This is a genomic window from Vibrio sp. B183 (genome assembly GCF_000740665.1).
Classification (GTDB): domain Bacteria; phylum Pseudomonadota; class Gammaproteobacteria; order Enterobacterales; family Vibrionaceae; genus Vibrio; species Vibrio coralliilyticus.
The window spans coordinates 296,408-316,119 of the sequence record NZ_JPQB01000015.1; the positions used below are offsets into that span (position 1 = coordinate 296,408).

Below are 19,712 nucleotides of genomic sequence, written 5' to 3' on the forward strand. Positions count from 1 at the left end.
GAGTTACACTGATATGTTAAAAAAAAGATCGGTTTCTCTAATGATTTAAGAAACCGATCTCATAGAAGTTTAGATGGCTAGCACTTTACTTTTGTGTTGCTGCCTTCATCGGTGAAACAAAACTAGCCAGCTGATTTAACATTTCTTGCGGAGACTCAACGTGTGATTCGATGATTTTGACGATAGCAGAGCCTGAAATCGCACCAGCAGCACCAGACTCAATGGCTTGCTTAACCTGTTCTGGTTGAGAGATGCCAAAGCCCAACAATGATGGTGGAGCATCGTATTTATTGAGTTTATCTAAAAGATCACTTACTGGCATGTTGGCCTTTGTTTCTGCACCGGTTACACCAGCACGCGAGAGTAGGTAGGTATAGCCGCCACCTAGTTCAGCAACTGATTTTAGTGTCTCTTCTGATGCCGTTGGAGGTGCAATGAAGATAGGCTCAATGCCGTGCTTCTTAGCCGCCTCAACAAACTCTTGGCTTTCATTGGTTGGTACGTCAGCAATCAACACAGAATCGATGCCGGCATTCGCACAACGCTGGTAAAAACTATCGATACCGCGCGCGTAAACAAGGTTTGCGTACATCAGAAGGCCGATTGGGAGTTCTGGGTATTTGGCGCGGATTTTTCCAATCAAATCAAAGCAGATATCTGGAGTTGCTCCCGAATCCAGTGCGCGAATGTTCGCTCCTTGAATAGTAGGGCCATCCGCAAGTGGATCCGAAAACGGAATACCCAGTTCAAGTGCATCGGCACCCGCTTCAACCAGTGTCTCCATAATTTTCAGGGACTGCTCCGGGTTTGGATCGCACACGGTTACGAAAGGAACAAATGCACCTTGGTTTTTCTCGTTCAGGCGCTCAAACATAGACTCATAACGGCTCATTAGATAACTCCTTTTTCTTCTAGAATGGCGTGAACAGTAAAGATGTCTTTGTCACCACGACCTGATAGGTTTACGACGAGAAGTTGTTCTTTGTCTGGGTTCTCACGAGCCATACGTAGTGCATGAGCTAGTGCGTGAGATGACTCTAGTGCAGGAATAATACCTTCACTGCGGGCAAGTTCTTGGAATGCTTCCAAAGCCTCATCATCGGTTACGTTGTCGTACTCCGCGCGGCCAATTGCATTTAAGTGAGCGTGCTGAGGTCCAACTGAAGGGAAATCAAGGCCTGCAGAAACAGAGTAAGATTCTTCAACTTGCCCGTTTACGTCTTGCATCAGTGGAGCTTTCATTCCAAAGAAGATGCCGGTTTTACCGTGCTTAAGAGGGGCGCCATGCTGGTCGGTATCGATACCCTTACCTGCAGGCTCAACACCGATCAGGCGAACCGTTTCCTCTTCAATAAAGTCAGCAAACATACCGATTGCATTTGAGCCACCACCCACACAAGCGATGACTGCATCAGGAAGGCGACCTTCACGAGCCAGAATCTGGTTTTTTGTTTCTTCGCCAATCATGCGTTGGAAATCACGCACGATGGTCGGGAATGGATGAGGACCAGCAGCGGTACCCAGCAAATAGTGAGCTTCTTCGTAGCTTGCTGACCAGTCGCGTAGTGCTTCATTACATGCATCTTTAAGAGTTGCGGAACCCGAGTGAACAGGAATGACTTCCGCGCCCATAAGTTTCATACGGAACACGTTCGGGCTTTGACGTTCTACGTCTTTTGCTCCCATGTACACGCGACATTTCAGACCAAGCAATGCACAAGCCAGTGCAGTTGCCACGCCGTGCTGACCTGCACCAGTTTCCGCAATGATCTCGTTTTTGCCCATACGCTTAGCTAACAGTGCCTGACCTAGCACTTGGTTAGTTTTGTGTGCGCCGCCGTGCAATAAATCTTCGCGCTTGAGGTACAGTTTGGTTTTAGTACCTTTGGTCAGATTGCGAGTCAGTGTTAGCGCCGTTGGGCGACCTGCGTACTCTTGCAACAGGGTCATAAACTCGCTGCGAAACTCTGGGTCTTCTTGCGCATCGATAAACGCTTGTTCTAGCTGTTCCAGTGCAGGAACGAGAATTTGTGGTACATACTGACCACCGTATTCGCCGAAGTAGGCATCAAGTTTTGCCATGGTTTTATTCCTTCAATTCAGTTTGGCATTGCTGTCTAGCACACCAAAAAATTTCTTTAATTATGAGTAATTGATCTTTAATAAATCTATTTAGTAGCTGCGAATCGCATCAAATGCCTGTTGCAACTTCTCTGCATCTTTCTTGCCGGGTGAAACTTCAACGCCTGAGTTTAAATCCAGACCTAGACAGCCTTGTTGGGCCGCTTTCTGAGCGTTGAAAGGTGAAATGCCACCCGCGAGCATCACTTTTGATCTATCACCAATCAATGACCAGTCGAAGACTAGGCCTGTACCACCCGTTTGAGAACCAACTTTGGTATCGAGTAAGTGGCGGCTGACTGGAGTGTCTAGCAGATCTGGTGAGCTGTCAGTGACACCGTAAGCTTTCCAGATTTCAACTTGATCACCTAGCTGCTCATGGATCGCAGTGACAAAGTTCTGGTCTTCATCTCCATGCAGCTGAACAGCGCAGAGGCCAAGTTCTTGCGCAATACCAACCACGGTGTCGACATCATGGTTTTGGAATACGCCCACATATTTCAAAGGAGCACCAGACATGGTTAGGCGAGCGGTTTCTAAATCCACGCAACGCTTCGACTTAGAGACAAAAATCAGCCCGCCAAATACTGCACCTGCTTGGTAAGCTTTCGCAGCATCGTCTGGGTGTGTCAGACCACAAACTTTATTTTCACCTAGTGTGACTTTGCGTACTGCCAGCTCTAAGTTTTCTTCTGCCATCAATGAGCTGCCGATTAGGAAACCATCAGCAAAATCTGCAAGATCTCGTACTTGCTGGTGTGTGTAGATGCCTGACTCCGAAATGATGGTTGCTTCTGGTGCCAGCTCACGTATTGTTGGTGCCAGCTCTTTGGTGCGGTTCAAATCTGTTGTTAGGTCACGTAAGTTGCGGTTATTAATACCAATAACTTTAGCGCCAAGTTTTACTGCGCGGTGTAACTCTTCCTCATTACTGACTTCGGTCAGAATGCCCATGTTGAGTGAGTGAGCTACTTCTTCCAGTGCTTTATACTCGGCATCATCAAGTACAGATAGCATCAGCAGAACTGCGTCAGCAGAATAATGGCGAGCTAGATAAACCTGATAAGTATCCACCATAAAGTCTTTACACAGAATCGGTTGAGATGTTTGCTTTCTCACTTGTGGCAGGAAATCGAAGTTTCCTTGAAAGTACTTTTCATCGGTGAGCACTGAAATCGCATCAGCGTGATTATTGTACACGGACGCAATGTAATCGAGGTCAAAGTCGTCACGAATCAGGCCCTTGGACGGAGACGCCTTCTTACATTCTGTGATGAAGGCAGTTTTTTTACTGCTTACAGCGTCATAGAAGCTACGATCAGACGGAGTTAGCGCCTCTTTAAACTGCTCCAAAGGTTGAGAGGCTTTACGTTCTTCCACCCAGCTGTATTTATCACGAACGATTTTTGCCAATACTTCTGCCATTTGCGCTTCTTTTAGGGACACGTGCTCTGAAAGTTTATCTTGCGTCTGAGTCATCTTTTGTTCCTTCCTTAAAGTACTTAGGCGTGAGCTGCTAGCTGATTAACCAGCTCAAACGCTTTACCAGAGTTCATAGCCTCAATAGCTTGCTGAGTGTTAGCCTTGAGATCTTCATGACCAAATAAACGCATGAGAAGCGCAACGTTAACCGCTACCGCACCCAGCTGCGCATCAGTACCTTTACCAGTGAGGATATTGGTAATAATGGCTTTGTTCTCTTCAGGATCACCGCCTTTAATCGCTTCAAGCGGATGCGCTGTTAGGCCAAAGTCTTCTGGAGTCAAAGTGTATTCAGTAATTTGCCCATCTTTGATTTCCGCCACTGTGGTGTTGCCATGAATAGCAACTTCATCTAGACCGCTACCGTGCACTACTGCCGCGCGCTTCATGCCCATCTTAAGCATGGTTTCAGCGATAGGACGGACTAACTCTTCGCTGTAAACACCCATAAGCTCAATATTTGGACGAGCAGGGTTAATCAGCGGGCCTAAGATGTTAAAAATGGTGCGGGTTTTCATGGTCTGACGAACAGGCATCGCATGGCGAACACCACTGTGGTATTGCGGCGCAAACAAGAAAGCAACGCCGAGTTTATCTACCGCAGTGCGAGTATCTTCAGCGCTCATGGCGAGGTTGATGCCAAATGAATCAAGCAAGTCAGAAGAGCCAGATTTGCTTGAAACACTGCGGTTACCGTGTTTTGCTACTTTCAAACCACATGCCGCAGCAACAAAGGCAGCTGTGGTCGAAATGTTGATGGTATTGTGGCCATCACCACCAGTGCCCACGATATCCGCGAAATCATAGTCAGGGCGAGGGAATGGATTTGCATTGGCAAGCAGTGCTTTTGCTGCGCCAGCGATCTCATCCGGTGTTTCACCTTTAATCTTGAGTGCTGTCAGCGCCGATGCCATAAGAATTGGATCAAGTTCACCGCGAATAATGATGTCAAAAAGCTGTTGGCTTTCTTCCTGAGTTAGCGGTTGTTGTTCATAGAGTTTATTGATGATCGTTTCCATTCTTATTTGCTCCTTATTGCTGCACTGACGTTAGATTTGATTCTTGTAAAGCCCACTCAATCGCATTGGCTAACAGCGTTGCGCCGTGAGTAGTCATGATGGATTCCGGGTGGAATTGAAAGCCACAAATTTTATCTTGCTCATGGACCACAGACATGACGAGTCCATCGACCTCTGAGGTTACGGTAAGTGTTTCAGGTACCTGTGTAGCCACTAACGAATGGTAACGTGCAATGGCAAGTGGTGAAGGTAGGTTGGAGTATGTCGGATGATTCTGGTGCTCCATCATCGACACTTTGCCATGGACAATTTCACCCGCGCCAGCAACGGTACCACCATAGGCTTCAACAATGGCTTGATGACCGAGACAGATACCGATCATCGGTACTTTGCCTTTCAGGCGCTGGATGACTTCCGGCATGGAGCCCGCTTCAGATGGCGCCCCTGGACCGGGAGACAATAACACAACCGGATTGTCTAGTTCGTTGACCGCGTTTTCAATCGCTTCCGCAGCAATGTGGTTGCGGTAGATTTTGACGTCGTGTCCGAGTGAGCGAAACTGATCCACTAAGTTATAAGTAAATGAGTCAAAGTTATCGATAAATACAATGTTAGCCATCTCTACGACTCCTTATGCGCTGACTGAATTGCAGAGATAACGGCTTGCGCCTTACCACGAGTTTCATCTGCTTCGGCTTGTGGTTCTGAATCAAACACAACGCCAGCGCCCGCTTGAACTTGAGCGATGCCATTCTCGACATAAGCAGAACGGATAACGATACAGGTGTCTAATGTACCTTCGCCAGTGAGGTAGCCAACGGCACCGCCATAGCTACCACGGCGTGCACCTTCGACATCTCTGATAAGTTGCATCGCACGAATTTTAGGTGCACCAGTCAGCGTCCCCATGTTCATGCAAGCTTGATAAGCGTGCAGAGCGTCCAGATCTTCACGAAGCTGACCAACCACTCGGGATACTAGGTGCATTACATGGCTGTAGCGGTCGACTTTAAGCAAATCTGCAACGTGGCGAGAACCCGCTTGGGAAATACGAGCAACGTCGTTACGCGCGAGATCCACCAACATCATGTGTTCGGCGTTCTCTTTCATATCAGTACGCAGTTCAAGTTCAATACGGCTATCTAGGTCGAAATCGATAGCGCCGTCTGGGCGTTTGCCACGTCGACGCGTGCCTGCGATTGGGTAAATCTCGACTTGGTTAGTATGAGTTTCGTATTTAAGCGCGCTTTCAGGTGATGCGCCAAACAGAGTGAACAGCTCATCTTGCATGTAGAACATGTAAGGACTTGGGTTACTCAGCTTTAGTTCTTTATACGCAGCGAGTGGTGACGGACAAGGCAGGGTGAAGCGGCGTGATGGAACAACCTGAAAGATATCGCCTCGCACTACGTATTGCTTTAGATCTCGAACGATTTGGCAGAAATCTTCATCTGAAACGCTTGGTTGTGGAGAAACGTCAGTTAATTTGGTCGCTTGCGGTAAATGTTTCAGGTTAGCACACTGTGACTGAATGCTATCAATGCGTGCTTCCAGCGTCGATTTTTCTTCGCTATTCGCAAACAATGTGGCTTGTAAATCACAAGACTCGCTCTGATGGTCAACGACGAGCAGAGTTTCTGCGACGTAAAAAACGTAGTCTGGGCATTGGTTTGATGCTTCTGCATCACCTAAAGGTTCAAAGTTCGCCACCATGTCGTATGCGAACAGACCACCAAGGAAAACCGCGTGTTGCTGATGTTCAGTAAGGTCAAAACTGTGCTGGACCAGACGCAACGCATCAAAAGAAGACGCTTCTCGTAAGCGAGAATCTTCATCGAGTGTATCGCAAGGCGCTTCAAACTCTAGTGTCAGCGTTTGACCATCAAATGAATGAGCCACATTGCTATGAATGTTGTGGGTCAAATGAGAAAGCAGGTGTTTACCGTTATTGGTCAGTGCTTGCATGGTCACAATGTGGCCGTTGCAAACGATGCGAACAGCGGAATCAACGATCAGCAGGCTCTTCAGATCCTGTTTTGAATCGATCTCTGCGGACTCCAATAACAGGCTGTCGGTTTTGTTTTCACACAGAGTATGAAACAGACGAGTAGGATCCTGCGTGTAAGGTGCAGATGCTTGGATAACTTCAAGGTTTCCCAGCTTTTTGATTTCAATGGCCTTGTTCACAAGACCTCCTTTTCATTTGTAATCTTTTTTACTTCCTGTCGTACATAGTCGCACAAAGAAAACGTTCACCCAATGTGGAATTTGCTCTATTTGATGAATGTTTGACCAGTTGAGTGCTGAGTATCCGACAAAACAAAAAGCCCGCTTTAGTAGCGGGCTTGGTAACATTAATTTGGTAAATTAAAAGTACACGTTAGCCCACCAAGAACTTGTCCAAGTGCGCCACCAAGCAAGGTCTGCAGAACTGTCACGTAGAGAGTCAGCTGCAAGATTCGCTTTCTGGTTTTGGTTAATTTCTTGTAACATAGTGAGCCTTAATTCAGGTACTTCGTATTTGTGTACTAGTTAACTAGTGCAGAGGTAAAAAGTCAACTAAAAAAACACATTTATGAGAATTGATTTACACAGCCATACCACGGCCTCTGACGGACGATTACCTGCTAACGAATTGATAGACAGAGCGCTCGGTTTTGATATCGATGTGCTGGCGATTACCGATCACGATACGGTAGATGGTTTAGAGATTGCGCATCAGTATGTTCAAGACAACCAGCTACCCATAACAATCATTAACGGTATTGAAATATCCACGGTGTGGCAAAACAAAGACATCCACATTGTTGGGTTGAATATAGACCCGCAGTCCGCCGAGTTGGCTCAGTTAATCGAACAGCAGAAAAAGCACCGTGAAGGGCGAGCAGAAATGATCGCTCATCGCCTGAGTAAAGCAACCCGAGAAGGGGTGCTCGAAGAGGTGCAAGCCATTGCTGGTGATGCACCTATCACGCGAGCGCATTTTGCAAAATGGCTGGTGGACAATGGCTACGCCAAAACCATGCAACAGGTATTTAAGAAATACCTGACTCGCAATAACCCAGGTTATGTACCACCGAGTTGGTGTTCGATGGCTGATGCCGTCAGTGCCATTCACAGTGCGGGTGGTCAAGCGGTGCTTGCGCATCCCGGGCGCTACGATCTCACCGCAAAATGGATTAAGCGACTGCTTGCCGCATTTGTTGAAGCGGGTGGGGATGCGATGGAAGTGGCCCAACCACAACAGGGCCAACAAGAAAGGCGCAACTTGGCGGATTATGCTATACAATACAAACTATTAGCGTCTCAAGGCAGTGACTTCCATTATCCGTCTCCTTGGATGGAGCTGGGCAGGAATTTGTGGCTGCCATCAGGTGTAGAACCTGTATGGAAAGATTGGGGTATTGAGCCTTCGCAAGCTGATTGACCATAGGTTGTGGCGATTAGTGACTTAGATTGCTATTAAATCAATACGTTACAAATATAGAGTCGAGAGACTCGATGATGAGGAATTACAATGAGCCAGTTTTTTTACGTTCACCCAGAAAACCCCCAGGCTCGCTTGATCAATCAGGCTGTGGCAATCATTCGTAATGGCGGTGTGGTTATCTATCCGACAGATTCCGGTTATGCACTGGGCTGTCAGCTAGAGAATAAACAGGCTTTGGAGCGAATTTGTAAGATTCGTCGATTGGACGAAAAGCACAACTTTACATTGCTTTGTCGCGATCTTTCAGAGCTGTCTCTTTATGCTCGCGTCGACAACACCGCGTTTCGCTTACTAAAGAACAATACGCCAGGGCCTTACACGTTTATCTTCAAAGGGACCAAAGAAGTACCGCGTCGTTTGATGAACTCTAAACGTAAGACGATTGGTATCCGTGTACCAGACAACCAGATTGCGCTGGATTTACTGGAAGCGCTTGGTGAACCTTTGATGTCGACGTCCTTAATTCTTCCGGGTAATGATGTTACTGAATCAGACCCAGAAGAGATTCGCGATAAACTTGAGCATGCGGTGGACTGTATCCTCAATGGTGGTTACCTTGGTGAGCAGCCAACGACTGTAGTCGATTTCAGTGATGATGAGCCTGTCATTGCCCGCGTTGGTTCAGGCGACCCAGCTGCATTCGAGTAGCAACTTCTCTTTCGCAAAAACTTCAATGAGCAGAGCATAGTGTGTTGATACCTATGCTCTTTCAACCCGCAAAAATCCCAAGTGACTGCTATGCTGATTGTTAAGTCTAATAAATCAGATATGCAATATGCGTCATTTGCTTCTTATTCTATTCTTGTTTCCCGCTATTTCTTCTGCTGCACCTCTCGAAGTGCGCGTTGTACAAAGTAATGGCAAACCAGTAAAAGATGCCGTGGTCTATGTTACCGCTTCCAACCTACCCGTTGAGGAAACGACAACTAACGAAACGTTAGTGACCGAAGTATCTCAAAACGGCCGTGCTTTTAAGCCTTATATTTCAGTAGTAAGAGTCAACCAGCCCGTCCTATTTACCAACAAAGACGACATCTCCCACCATATTTATTCCATTACGGGCCCTCTCGATTTTTCTTTTGTGATTCGTGCTTCTGAACAGGGGGTTGAGAAATCTTTTCCTAGTGAAGGCGTGGTCGCCATGGGATGTAACATTCATGACTGGATGAGCGGTTACATCAAGGTTGTCGATACTCCTTATTACACCATTACCGGTAAGTCAGGGGTTGCCAGAATAACGCTACCAGATGGGTTGGAAAATGTGACGTTAAGGGCTTGGCACCCACAGATGAACGAAACGCTGCAAACGGAAGTGGCGGGTGATCAAGAATTTGAACTGGCGTTAACCAAGAAAATGTCACCGATACCGAAGCAGAAAAATGCTCAGATGATTGATTTCTACGGGTCCTATAAATGAATCAATTTAAAAGTATCCAGACTCAAATACTGTTCTCTTTTCTCGCGGTGTTGATCGCTGTTCAATGCATTTTGTTTTACTCCATTTTCCAATCGAATGAAAAAGAAAGAGAAGAGCGAGCGCAAATACACCTCAGTACAGCAAAGGCGGTGTTTGAAAACCAGTTTGAACAACGTACGCGTAATTTAACCGGGTTTGCTCAGACCGTCGCAAAAGATTTTGGCCTTAAACAGGCTTTGAGAGAGGACGCGCGCAGTTTCTTAGTGGCGTTGAATAATCATCGCCAGCGGATTTCTGCCGACTTGGCGATTGCCGTTGATGAGAATGGTAATTTCATCGGTAAGCTGGTTTACGACAAAGGCAGTAATCGAACCCGCGCCGATACAGAGAACAACATGCTGACCATGGAGGAAACCGCTGCTCCAGATGAGGACCGCCCAATACTCTATGAGTATCAGGGTGCGGTGTTTCAATTAGTATTGGTTCCAGTCCAAAGTGGTGCTGAAACGGTCGCTTGGATAGGTTTTGGTTTTGCTATCGACAAGACTTTAGCGCAGCGACTCGCGCTACTGACAGGTATGAATGTCGATATCGGTTATCAGGAGAGCGGGCAATGGTCATTGCTTGCCAGCAGTGTAGAAGAGGCAGGCAATAGCTCTTCCGCGATAGAGCCTCAACAATCGGATGCACACACTATTGCGACTGAGGTGGCGATTGGCTTTAAAGACGAAAAAGATCTCATCGCATCCCTTTATCTCTCCAGAGCGGACTTATTCGCAACACTACAAAACCGATGGCTACAGATCATGTTGATCGTCTTAGTGACGTTTGGTTGTTCGATCGTCGCTGCCTTTTTACTATCAAAAAGCATCGCTAAGCCATTGCAGGGACTTGTTAGTAAAGCGAAGCAAATCGCTCAAGGGGAAAACAGCGAAGCCTTGGTGGTGAATCGTAAAGATGAGCTTGGCGTATTAGCCCATGAATTTAACCTAATGAATCAAGCCGTTAACGATCGACAGGCTGAGTTAAATTACCGTGCTTACCACTCTGATCTGACAAAAATGCCGAATAAGAAAAAGTTGTTTGAAGATATTGCCGATCTCATCAACAACTCATGCGATGGATTTTTACTCATTCGTTTCAGAGTCTTGGAATTTGAAGAATTAAATTACAGTCTCGGGTTAGACACTGGCGAAGAGCTTCAGGTTGCGGCGGCAAACCGGTTAATGGCTTTGGAAGAGAAAGCACAATTTTATCAACTCGAGTCCTCAGAATTTGCTTTGCTCTCCCAATGTAATGCCAAACAGTCGGATGAACACAGCGCCAATGTGGTTCTACAATGTTTGGCTGGAGCGTTCAGTTTACAACGTATTTCGGTGACGGTGCATACGGTGTCAGGGTACTGCCGCTATCCTAAGCATGGTGAAACTGCCCGTCAGTTGCTACACAACGCTGGTATTGCCTTACAACAAGCGATGAAGATGAGAGTTCCAAGTCTTGAATTTGCATCCAGTATGGCAGAAAGCGCAATCAATCGTGTGCGCTTAACCCATGAGCTAACGGAAGCCATTCAAGGTGACCAACTGATACTGCACTTCCAACCAAAACTGAACCTTAAGACTTCGCAGGTCGATAAAGTCGAAGCGTTAGTAAGATGGATTCATCCAGAACTGGGGATGATTCCACCGGATGAATTTATTGAAATTGCTGAAACCACTGGTCAGATAGATGCGTTGACTGACTGGGTCATGCGCAGTGCTTTGCAGCAACTACAAGTCTGGCGAGAGCTCGGATTCGAATTAGGTGTGGCGATCAACATCTCTGCGGTTAACCTCAAGCAGAAGAACTTTGACGACAAAATACTGACTTTCCTATCCCAGTCCGACTGCAGTGAAAACGAGGTTACAATTGAAGTCACAGAAAGTGCGCTGGCGGAAGACCCTGAATACGCTTTGTCGATACTCAGCCGACTGTCTGAGAGGGGGCTGTCTATTTCAATTGATGATTACGGCACGGGTTATTCGTCCTTGTCACAACTGAAACATTTACCCGCAACGGAACTGAAAATAGACAAATCTTTCATCCTCAATGTTGCCAGTGATCAGCAAGACCAGACGATTGCACAATCGACGATAAAGCTCGCCAAACGCTTTGGGCTTAAAACGGTCGCGGAAGGTGTCGAAGACCAAGCCTCGCTGGATTGGTTGGTCGCCAATGGCTGTGATCATGCGCAGGGGTATTTTATAAGTAGACCACAACCTGCTGACAAATTGACTAGCTGGCTGCAAATGCTGGAAGGTCAACGATGGGGGCAAGCTGAACCGGAAGCCAAAATAGTAGGATCGCCGCACTCAGGCCGCTAGTGGCGGCATTGACATGTATTTCATGGATATAAAACCTTACGATTATTCAATTTTTTGCCACCTTAGATTGGTGTCAAAAGTAAAAATAATGCATGCGTTTTTTTAGAGAATTTGCGATAATACGCGACCGCGATTTAGGGTCGCAAAATAGAATCGACGTCTGAGAAGACGACACAAAGGTAGATTGATGAACGAAAAATTACAGAAAGTATTAGCGCGAGCAGGCCATGGCTCACGACGCGAACTTGAAGCTTTGATCAAAGCGGGTCGCGTGAGTGTGAACGGCGTTGTTGCTAAGCTTGGTGAACGACTAGAAGACGAGAATGCGGTAGTTCGTATTGACGGCCACACTGTTTCTGCGAAGGCGCAGGAAGAAGTGGTTTGTCGTGTACTTGCATACTACAAACCTGAGGGTGAGCTGTGTACTCGTCATGACCCAGAAGGTCGTCGAACTGTATTTGACCGTCTGCCAAAAATCCGTGGTTCTCGTTGGATTTCTGTTGGTCGTCTGGATGCGAACACATCTGGCCTACTACTATTCACAACCGATGGTGAGCTTGCCAACCGTTTGATGCACCCAAGTCGTCAGGTTGAGCGTGAATACCTTGTACGTGTATTTGGTGACGTTGACGAGAAGAAAATCCGCAACCTAGTTGGTGGTGTAGCGCTTGAAGATGGCCTAGCGCGATTTGAAGACGTTGTTTACGCAGGCGGTGATGGTATGAACCACACTTTCTACGTTGTGATCAACGAAGGTCGTAACCGCGAAGTACGTCGTTTGTGGGAATCTCAAGACTGTACGGTTAGCCGCCTGAAGCGTGTTCGCTACGGTGATATCTTCCTGGATAAGAAACTGCCTCGTGGCGGATGGATGGAGCTAGACCTTAAAGAGGTGAACTACCTACGTGATTTGGTAGAGCTGCGTCCTGAAAAAGAGACCATGCTTGACGAAAACAAAGCCAATACGTCACGTAAGCGTGAGCGTTCTCGTAGCCAGAAAATTCGTCGCGCAGTTAAGCGTCATGAAGAGCGAATGAACAACGGTGGTGGACGTAGCAACAATCCAGCTCGTCGTAAACCGCGTAAAGGTGCAGGCGAGCAAGGTGCTCGTAATAAACAGCGCCAGCGTTAAAAATATGAATAAAAAAGCAGCCGCATAGGCTGCTTTTTTGTATCTAAAATCAGATAAATAGCGTGCCTTTAAGCGCAATTACTGCGCTACCAGAAAGCTTGACTCGCCCACCTTCCACTCGTTCGATATCCAGATAGCCGCCCCTTGAGGATGCTTGGTAGGCGGTGAGTACAGGCTTGTCGATTTTTCCTGCCCAGAACTCAGCCAGTGCACAGTGCGCTGAACCTGTCACCGGATCTTCATTCACGCCGACCCAAGGCGCAAAGTAGCGAGAGATGATATCGCTATTGGATTGAGTTGATTGAGCGGTGACAATGATCCCTCGCCCTGGTTGTCTAATCAATGAAGAAAAGTCTGGACTTAGGTCATGCACCGCTTGTTCGCTGTTAAGCTCAAATAGTTCTTTAGAATCAAACTGACAGTAGGAGACAACCTGTTGTTCAGATAACCCGAGTGCATTGAGTCTCGCTTCAGAGCAATGTTGGTCATACTCCAGTTCGGGCACTGGGAAGTCCAACTCATAAGTCGAACTTAACACCTTCACACTCAGCAAACCGGCAAGGGTATTAAAGGTAATGCTGTCGCCCGTTGCAATCTTTGCTTGTTGCTTTAGGACATGGGCAACAGCAAGCGTGCCGTGCCCGCACAGTTTGACTTCTACTTCGGGTGTGAACCAGCGCAATCGCATATCGTTTAAGGACAAAAACGCCGTTTCAGACACCGCCATTTCTGCGGCAATAGCAAACATCAATGACTCCTCAAGTGGCTGGTCCGTAATGCAGACACCCGCTGGATTGCCTTTGAAAGTTTTGGCGGTAAATGAGTCGACTTGATAGATATCCAATTCCATGTCTTGTATTCCGTTCCAATTAAGTGTGATTGCGCATACTAAGTTGCTTAATGTTTTCTCGCAACCAATTGATTTTCGGATTGTATGCGTTGCGCTTATGCCAAATTAACGTAAATGGAATCATCAACTTTTGCTTAAACTCATCTTCAACCGGTATAGGTAAACTAATGAGGTTGGAGTGTAACTGTTTGACGTAATGCTCGCAGTAATTTGGGGCAGTAGTGATGTACTCATGACCCGCTTGGGCTGCCATAAACAGAGATTGCTCAAAGCTTGCCATGGTTAATGTACTGGTTCGGCTCAGGCCTTGTTCTGCAAGGACGTTATCAAGCGCCCAAGTCTCACTCTTCTCCCAAAGGATATTAATGTGGGTGTAACGAAGAAAGGTATCTAGATTCCACTCTTGCTTAAGCGCTGGGTGGTCATCACGTAAATAGACTTTGGGTAGATCGGTAAACAGGACTTCGTAATCTACAAAGTAGGGGAGAAGGTCAAGTGACTCGTTAGAGCGAGGATGACTTTCTCGACCGGTAAAACCGATGTCCGCATCACCGCGGATGATGGCCTCAAGCGAGTCGTAATCCCAGTTGCTGGTTTTGACTTTGGCCTGTGGGTAGCGTTCATGTATCTGCTGAAGAAGCTCACCGAGTAAAGTCAGTAATAAAGGTGACTCTATCGCGAGATGAAACTGAATCCCTTTCGTGGACTCTTGAGTGCGCCTTTCTGCAATCTGAGCACTGATTTGCAACCAGTCATTGAGGTCTTGCTCCATACTGAGGGGCAGCGGTGTGGGTGCCAGTCCGGTGGGAGTTTTGACAAACAAAGGATCATCAAACCAATCGCGCAGCTTCCCCAGTGATTTACTGACGGTCGAAGGCGTAACATTGAGCTTTTTCGCTGCTCTGGAAACACTCAGCTCCTGAAGCAGAAGCTGCAATGTAAACAGTAAATTGAGATCAAGCCGTTCCAGAGATTTCTTCATAACGATGTAGTGGTGTCGGTTTTGGTATCCATAGTATTAGAGCAAAGCTGATTAGGCTACCTGCCGCCAGTATTATTATCAGCATGTTTAGAGCACTGATGCCCAAAATACCCGCTAACCATATGTAGAAGGCTGAGCTGCACACTTGTGAAATTCCCAATAAAGAGCTGGCAACGCCGGCACGTTTAGAAAAAGGGCTGAGTGCCTGGCTCATGGCCACGCCAAAGCCGAGAGAAAAGCCAGCACACAACAGCCCAAAGCCTATGAAGTAGCCGATGTGACTCAATTGAATAAAGTTAGTGATGAATAACGTAGTGGCGGAAGCCGCAAAAAACGTTTGGGATAACAGGCTCAAACTTCGCTGCTCAAATCGGGCCAGCAGGAGAGGCGCAGAGAAAGACGTGAGCATACTGATTAACGCAGTGAGCGCCATAACGGTCGAATAGCCGCCGCGATCGAAACCCATATCACTCATAATCAGCATTGGTGAAACATTAACGTATGTCAGGATCATGGTGACACTAAATGAAGTCACCATCAGACGACTCAAGAAGTAACTGTCTTTAAAAGATTCACTCTCTAAGTTAGCGGGCTCATTCAAAGGTTGCTTGGCGGTCTTAGGTCGGCTCTCTTTTAGAGCAAAGAGCGATAGAAGACAGACGATCACACCCATTCCGGACATGGTGGTGAAAAGCGCAGACCAAGGGTATTGAAGCATAATCAAATGGCCGATGACGGGGGCAATGACTGGCACGATGCAAGTGATGCCGTTAATCATTGATAGAACCTTGGCTCTTCGCTGATCGTCTAACACATCGCGCAAAATCGCAAATGCAACGACGTAACAGGAGCCAGCTCCGATACCCTGTGCAAATCTCGCGATGAGAAACTCAGTACTTTGGGTCGATGTAGCGCCCAGAATGGACGCTGCGACAAATATGGTGGCCCCGATAATTGCTACTGGCTTCCTACCTGAAGAATCCGCAATTCGACCTGCGACTAGCATAGTGGTCGCCATACCTGCCAGATAGATTGAAAAGGCAATGTGCAGCTCGGCTTCTGTTGCATTTAAATCCTGAGCGATTTGCGGTAAACCAACCAGATACAGGTCTATGGCCGTGGGATAGAGTAAAACAAGAGCAAAGCTACAAAGCAAAAATCGAATCGTGGAAACCTCGCGAATTCAGAAGCCTTGATACTAAATTGCGCTTGAGGGAACCGCGAGTGGGAAATACGACAACGGGTATTTCCAATTACGACAAACCCTGTATGAATGAGAGCGATTGGGAGGCTGGGACAAAAAAGGGGCAATCGATATTGCCCCTTGTGTTTATAGCGTTTGGTTGAGCGCGAAATATCGCCCTTGTTTTTCAAGCAGCGCCTGATGGCTGCCATGCTCAACTATCTGACCTTGCTCAATCAGACAAATGGAATCCATCTTATCAAGGTCGACTAAACGGTGAGTGATGAAGACGACCGTTTTGTCTTCAAAATGCTGTTCAAACAGCTGCATGATCTGTTGCTCAGTTTGCTTATCCAAGCCTTCGGTCGGCTCGTCTAATAACAAAATAGGGCCATTATGAAGCAGCGCTCTAGCGATACCGATGCGGCGTTTCTCACCTCCGGACAACTGACGACCACCGTCACCTAACCAAGTATCCAAGCCCTGATCATCGAGTAGTTTTTCAAGTCCTACTTTAGTCAGAGATTCGCTTAGTATTTCATCACTGGCATCAGGAGAGGCCATCAACACGTTGTCACGCAAAGTGCCATTCAAGATATCAACCCTTTGGCTGACCACGCTGATTGCCTGACGAAGCTGGCTTTCACTCCAATGACGAATGGATTGGCCTGCAATCTTAATGTCGCCTTGCTGCGTGTCCCAATAGCGATTCAGCAACTGCATTAATGTCGATTTACCGGAACCAGTCTGACCTACCACTGCGATGCGGTGCTTGGCAGGGATTTGCAGGCTAATGTCTTGCAGTGTATTTGAATCGCCATCCGGATAACGGAAAGTGACATTCTCATACTCAATTGAATATGCGTTGTCGTGCTGCGTGTTTTGCTCTGGGAACTGAACGTCGGGCTCGGACAAGATGATGTCGTTTAATCGACGTGCTGAAGTCAGTGTTTGACCCAAATGCTGGAAAGCGCCGGCTATTGGCATTAGAAGCTCGACACTGGCCATTGTGGCGAATACCACCAAGGCAACCATAGGATCGGGCATATTACCGCCGACGCCGTCTGCCGCTAGCCATAGCATAAGAACGATCGTCCAACCATTGGCAAGCATCAACAATGCTTGTGCTAAACCTGCAAAGTGAGCATTAAAATACTGATTCTTCAGCAAGCGTTCTTGCACATTTAAAATCGCATTGCGGTAACGCTCTTCGGCTCCAAACAGGGTGAGCTCGCTATAGCCTTGTAACCAATCCAATGTCGCAATACGCAGGTCGGCTTTGTTCTGTGTCAGCTCTGCGCCATTAGTTTTACCTAATTTGTAGAACAACACTGGCCAGATGAGCAGTAAAGCCATAAGAATGGCGCCAAGCGTTAAGCCGAGCTCCATGTCAAACCAGCAAATTAGCGCTGTTAAACCTAGGATGCCAAGTGTGCCTACGACCATAGGGCTGACAAGGCGCAGGTAGACGTGGTCCATCGCGTCGATGTCGGCAACTAGGCGGTTGAGCAAGTCCGCATCACGCAGGTTTGATACTCGACCCGGAATTAATGGTGCGAGCTTAGAGAAGAAGAAAATACGCAGGTCGGTCAGTAGCTTGAAGGTGGCGTTGTGGCTGACTACGCGCTCACCCCATCGACCAGCGGTACGTCCCATAGCAAAGCCACGGACAAAAGCCCCTGGCAGCATGTAGTTGAAGGTTTCTCGGGCGATAGTTAACCCGGCCACTGCAGCGGCAGATAGGAACCAACCTGACAAAGTAAGCAGGCCAATAGAAGCAAATAGAGTTAGGAAGGCCAGCAGCATTCCCAGCGATAGGCCGAACCAGTGCTTTTTATACAGTTTTAGGTAGGGAACTAAATCACGCATCGAGATTCCCCTTATTGGCTTGGTTCAGAGCGTAATTCGCCTGAAGCATATTTTGGAATAACCCCTCTTGATTAGAGAGTTCGTTGTAGTGACCACTTTGAACAATCTCGCCGTTTTCCATGACCAGAATCTGTTCAACGTTTTGTAGAGGACTAAGCTGGTGGGTGACCATCAGCGTTGTTTTACCTTCGACCTGACCAGCTAGCCCCTGCATGACCAAGCGCTCACTGCGTGCATCCAGACTTGCAGTTGGTTCATCAAGCAACCAGAACTGACCGTTTTGAACCATTGCCCTTGCCAAAGCAAGTCGTTGAGCCTGACCAACGGAAAGGCCACCAGAGCGGTCGGATACCGCGTAATCGAGCCCGTGTTGCTCAACGAATTCTGCGGAGAAAGACTCTTGCAATGCGGTTTGGATGGCGTCATCTGAAACGTTGTCTTTGCCCAACGTGATGTTGTCACGAATAGAACCATGCAACAGCAACGGGTTCTGGCCAACCCAGCTGATTTTTTCCCGCCAGCTTTCGAGATTCAGCGCTGTTCTCTCAATGCCATTGATGGTGAGTGACCCTTGATATGGGAGGAATCCGAGTATCGCATTGATTAAGCTGGTTTTGCCGGCGCCACTTGGGCCAACTAAAGCTGTTGTCTGAGCTGTCGATAGTTCAAAACTCACCGGACCAAGCAATTTAGTGCCTTCAGGTGAGAACACCTCTAAATCTTTTGCTTGGATGGAAATAGCGTCATTCGCGCTGAGCGTTTTGTCACCTGAACGAACAGCACTGACATCTGTATCAAGAAACTCAACAATGCTTTCAGCAGCCCCAACCGCTTGTTGCTTCGCGTGATAGAAAGTGCCTAAATCACGCAGCGGCTGATAAAACTCAGGAGCCAGCACCAGAATGAACAGGCCAGCCATCAAGGTTACACCCGCGCCATAGTCGCCAAAGTTAAGCTCGCCGATAAAGGCAAAACCGAAATATACGGCTGTCAGTGCAATGGAAATAGAGGTAAAGAATTCCAGAACGGCAGATGAAAGAAACGCAATCTTGAGTACATCCATTGTACGAGTTCGGAATACTTCAGAAGCCCCACGCATCACTTCAGTTTCCGCTTTGGTTCGGTCAAACAGACGAATGGTGGTCATTGACTGTAAACGGTCATAAAAGTGACCGGATAAACGCTGTAATGCTTTAAAGTTCTTGCGGTTTGCGTCGGCTGCTTTCATACCGACAAGAGCCATAAACATCGGCACTAACGGGGCGGTCAGCAAGAAGATTAGTCCGGCTGCCCAGTTCACCGGGAAGACAACAATAAGAATCACGAAAGGAACCAGCACAGACAAGGACATCTGTGGCAGGTAGCGAGCAAAGAAATCATGCATATCTTCTACTTGTTCAAGCAACAATGTTGCCCACGAACCAGCAGGTTTACCTTTGATGTAAGCAGGTCCTAATTCTCGGAGTTTGTCGAGAATTAGCTGACGTATATAGATACGAATTTGCTCGCCGCAGCGATAGCCTGCTATCTCTCGGCCCCACGAACATAGCGCTCGAACGCCAATGACGGCGGCTAAACCTAGGAAATAACGAACAAGTTCATATTTGTCGACCTGTTCAATGATCAATTGATGAAGAATGGTGGCGAGCAAGGCTGCTTGAGCTAACAAGAACACGCTTGAAAGTACGCCGAGGCCAACAGCAATCATCAGCCAGCGTTTCGCTAACTTACTTTGCTGCTTGAGCCATTTATTCAAGCTGCGCTGTTTCTTTTTGTCCATCGTGAAGGCTTAATGATAATTATT

The 19,712-nt window shown here is 47.3% G+C and carries 17 protein-coding genes and 1 other annotated feature; of the genes, 5 read left to right on the plus strand and 12 right to left on the minus strand.

Annotated features, from left to right (window positions below):
• Positions 1-85: 85 nt before the first annotated feature.
• The 7 genes from trpA to IX95_RS17675 form a co-directional block, all read right to left on the minus strand.
• The gene (gene trpA, locus IX95_RS17645) at positions 86-892 is read right to left on the minus strand and encodes a tryptophan synthase subunit alpha (protein WP_006958943.1); all 807 of its coding nucleotides are present in this window, start codon (positions 890-892) and stop codon (positions 86-88) included.
• On the minus strand, positions 892-2,082 hold the full coding sequence (gene trpB, locus IX95_RS17650; RefSeq protein WP_006958942.1) for a tryptophan synthase subunit beta: 1,191 nt from the start codon (positions 2,080-2,082) through the stop codon (positions 892-894). Before trpB ends, trpA begins: the two co-directional genes overlap by 1 nt.
• A 90-nt stretch (positions 2,083-2,172) precedes the next feature.
• Positions 2,173-3,600: a bifunctional indole-3-glycerol-phosphate synthase TrpC/phosphoribosylanthranilate isomerase TrpF gene (gene trpCF / locus IX95_RS17655; protein ID WP_038162456.1), complete on the minus strand. Its 1,428-nt coding sequence runs from the start codon at positions 3,598-3,600 to the stop codon at positions 2,173-2,175.
• A gap of 23 nt (positions 3,601-3,623) precedes the next feature.
• Positions 3,624-4,622, minus strand: coding sequence for an anthranilate phosphoribosyltransferase (gene trpD, locus IX95_RS17660; RefSeq protein WP_038162459.1), 999 nt, complete (start codon positions 4,620-4,622; stop codon positions 3,624-3,626).
• 13 nt (positions 4,623-4,635) lie between these two features.
• A complete protein-coding gene (locus tag IX95_RS17665) occupies positions 4,636-5,241 on the minus strand; it encodes an aminodeoxychorismate/anthranilate synthase component II (protein WP_038162461.1) in 606 nt (201 codons plus the stop codon).
• A 2-nt stretch (positions 5,242-5,243) separates the two neighbouring features.
• Entirely contained in the window at positions 5,244-6,809 is a 1,566-nt protein-coding gene (locus tag IX95_RS17670) for an anthranilate synthase component 1 (protein ID WP_038162463.1), read from the minus strand.
• Between the two features lie 131 nt (positions 6,810-6,940).
• Positions 6,941-7,043, minus strand: a sequence feature (Trp leader region).
• A complete protein-coding gene (locus IX95_RS17675) occupies positions 6,990-7,115 on the minus strand; it encodes a trp operon leader peptide (protein ID WP_019275902.1) in 126 nt (41 codons plus the stop codon). Its footprint overlaps the feature before it by 54 nt.
• 82 nt (positions 7,116-7,197) lie before the next feature.
• Here IX95_RS17675 and rnm point away from each other — a divergent pair, with 82 nt between their 5' ends.
• The 5 genes from rnm to rluB all read left to right on the plus strand — a co-directional run bounded on the left by rnm (position 7,198) and on the right by rluB (position 13,024).
• The gene (gene rnm / locus IX95_RS17680; RefSeq protein ID WP_038162467.1) at positions 7,198-8,049 is read left to right on the plus strand and encodes an RNase RNM; all 852 of its coding nucleotides are present in this window, start codon (positions 7,198-7,200) and stop codon (positions 8,047-8,049) included.
• Positions 8,050-8,139: 90 nt separating this feature from the next.
• Positions 8,140-8,760, plus strand: coding sequence for an L-threonylcarbamoyladenylate synthase (locus tag IX95_RS17685; RefSeq protein WP_006958936.1), 621 nt, complete (start codon positions 8,140-8,142; stop codon positions 8,758-8,760).
• Positions 8,761-8,887: 127 nt separating this feature from the next.
• A complete protein-coding gene (locus tag IX95_RS17690) occupies positions 8,888-9,529 on the plus strand; it encodes a hypothetical protein (RefSeq protein ID WP_038162469.1) in 642 nt (213 codons plus the stop codon).
• A complete protein-coding gene (locus tag IX95_RS17695) occupies positions 9,526-11,892 on the plus strand; it encodes a putative bifunctional diguanylate cyclase/phosphodiesterase (RefSeq protein WP_038162471.1) in 2,367 nt (788 codons plus the stop codon). The genes IX95_RS17690 and IX95_RS17695 overlap by 4 nt, the downstream gene beginning before the upstream one ends.
• Positions 11,893-12,079: 187 nt before the next feature.
• Positions 12,080-13,024: a 23S rRNA pseudouridine(2605) synthase RluB gene (gene rluB, locus IX95_RS17700; protein ID WP_038162472.1), complete on the plus strand. Its 945-nt coding sequence runs from the start codon at positions 12,080-12,082 to the stop codon at positions 13,022-13,024.
• 49 nt (positions 13,025-13,073) lie between these two features.
• Here rluB and IX95_RS17705 read toward each other — a convergent pair whose 3' ends face one another.
• The 5 genes from IX95_RS17705 to cydD all read right to left on the minus strand — a co-directional run bounded on the left by IX95_RS17705 (position 13,074) and on the right by cydD (position 19,688).
• Complete coding sequence (locus IX95_RS17705; RefSeq protein ID WP_038162473.1) at positions 13,074-13,874, minus strand: PhzF family phenazine biosynthesis protein; 801 nt, start codon at positions 13,872-13,874, stop codon at positions 13,074-13,076.
• A gap of 19 nt (positions 13,875-13,893) precedes the next feature.
• Positions 13,894-14,856 (minus strand): HTH-type transcriptional regulator YidZ, encoded by a 963-nt coding sequence (yidZ, locus tag IX95_RS17710; RefSeq protein ID WP_038162474.1) that lies wholly within the window; start codon positions 14,854-14,856, stop codon positions 13,894-13,896.
• Positions 14,831-16,021 carry an MFS transporter gene (locus tag IX95_RS17715; RefSeq protein WP_038162477.1) on the minus strand — a complete coding sequence of 397 codons (1,191 nt, stop codon included), beginning with the start codon at positions 16,019-16,021 and terminating at the stop codon, positions 14,831-14,833. The genes yidZ and IX95_RS17715 overlap by 26 nt, the downstream gene beginning before the upstream one ends.
• A gap of 165 nt (positions 16,022-16,186) precedes the next feature.
• Positions 16,187-17,908 carry a heme ABC transporter ATP-binding protein/permease CydC gene (gene cydC / locus IX95_RS17720; protein ID WP_038162480.1) on the minus strand — a complete coding sequence of 574 codons (1,722 nt, stop codon included), beginning with the start codon at positions 17,906-17,908 and terminating at the stop codon, positions 16,187-16,189.
• Entirely contained in the window at positions 17,901-19,688 is a 1,788-nt protein-coding gene (cydD, locus tag IX95_RS17725; RefSeq protein ID WP_038162483.1) for a heme ABC transporter permease/ATP-binding protein CydD, read from the minus strand. The genes cydC and cydD overlap by 8 nt, the downstream gene beginning before the upstream one ends.
• Positions 19,689-19,712: the final 24 nt, after the last annotated feature.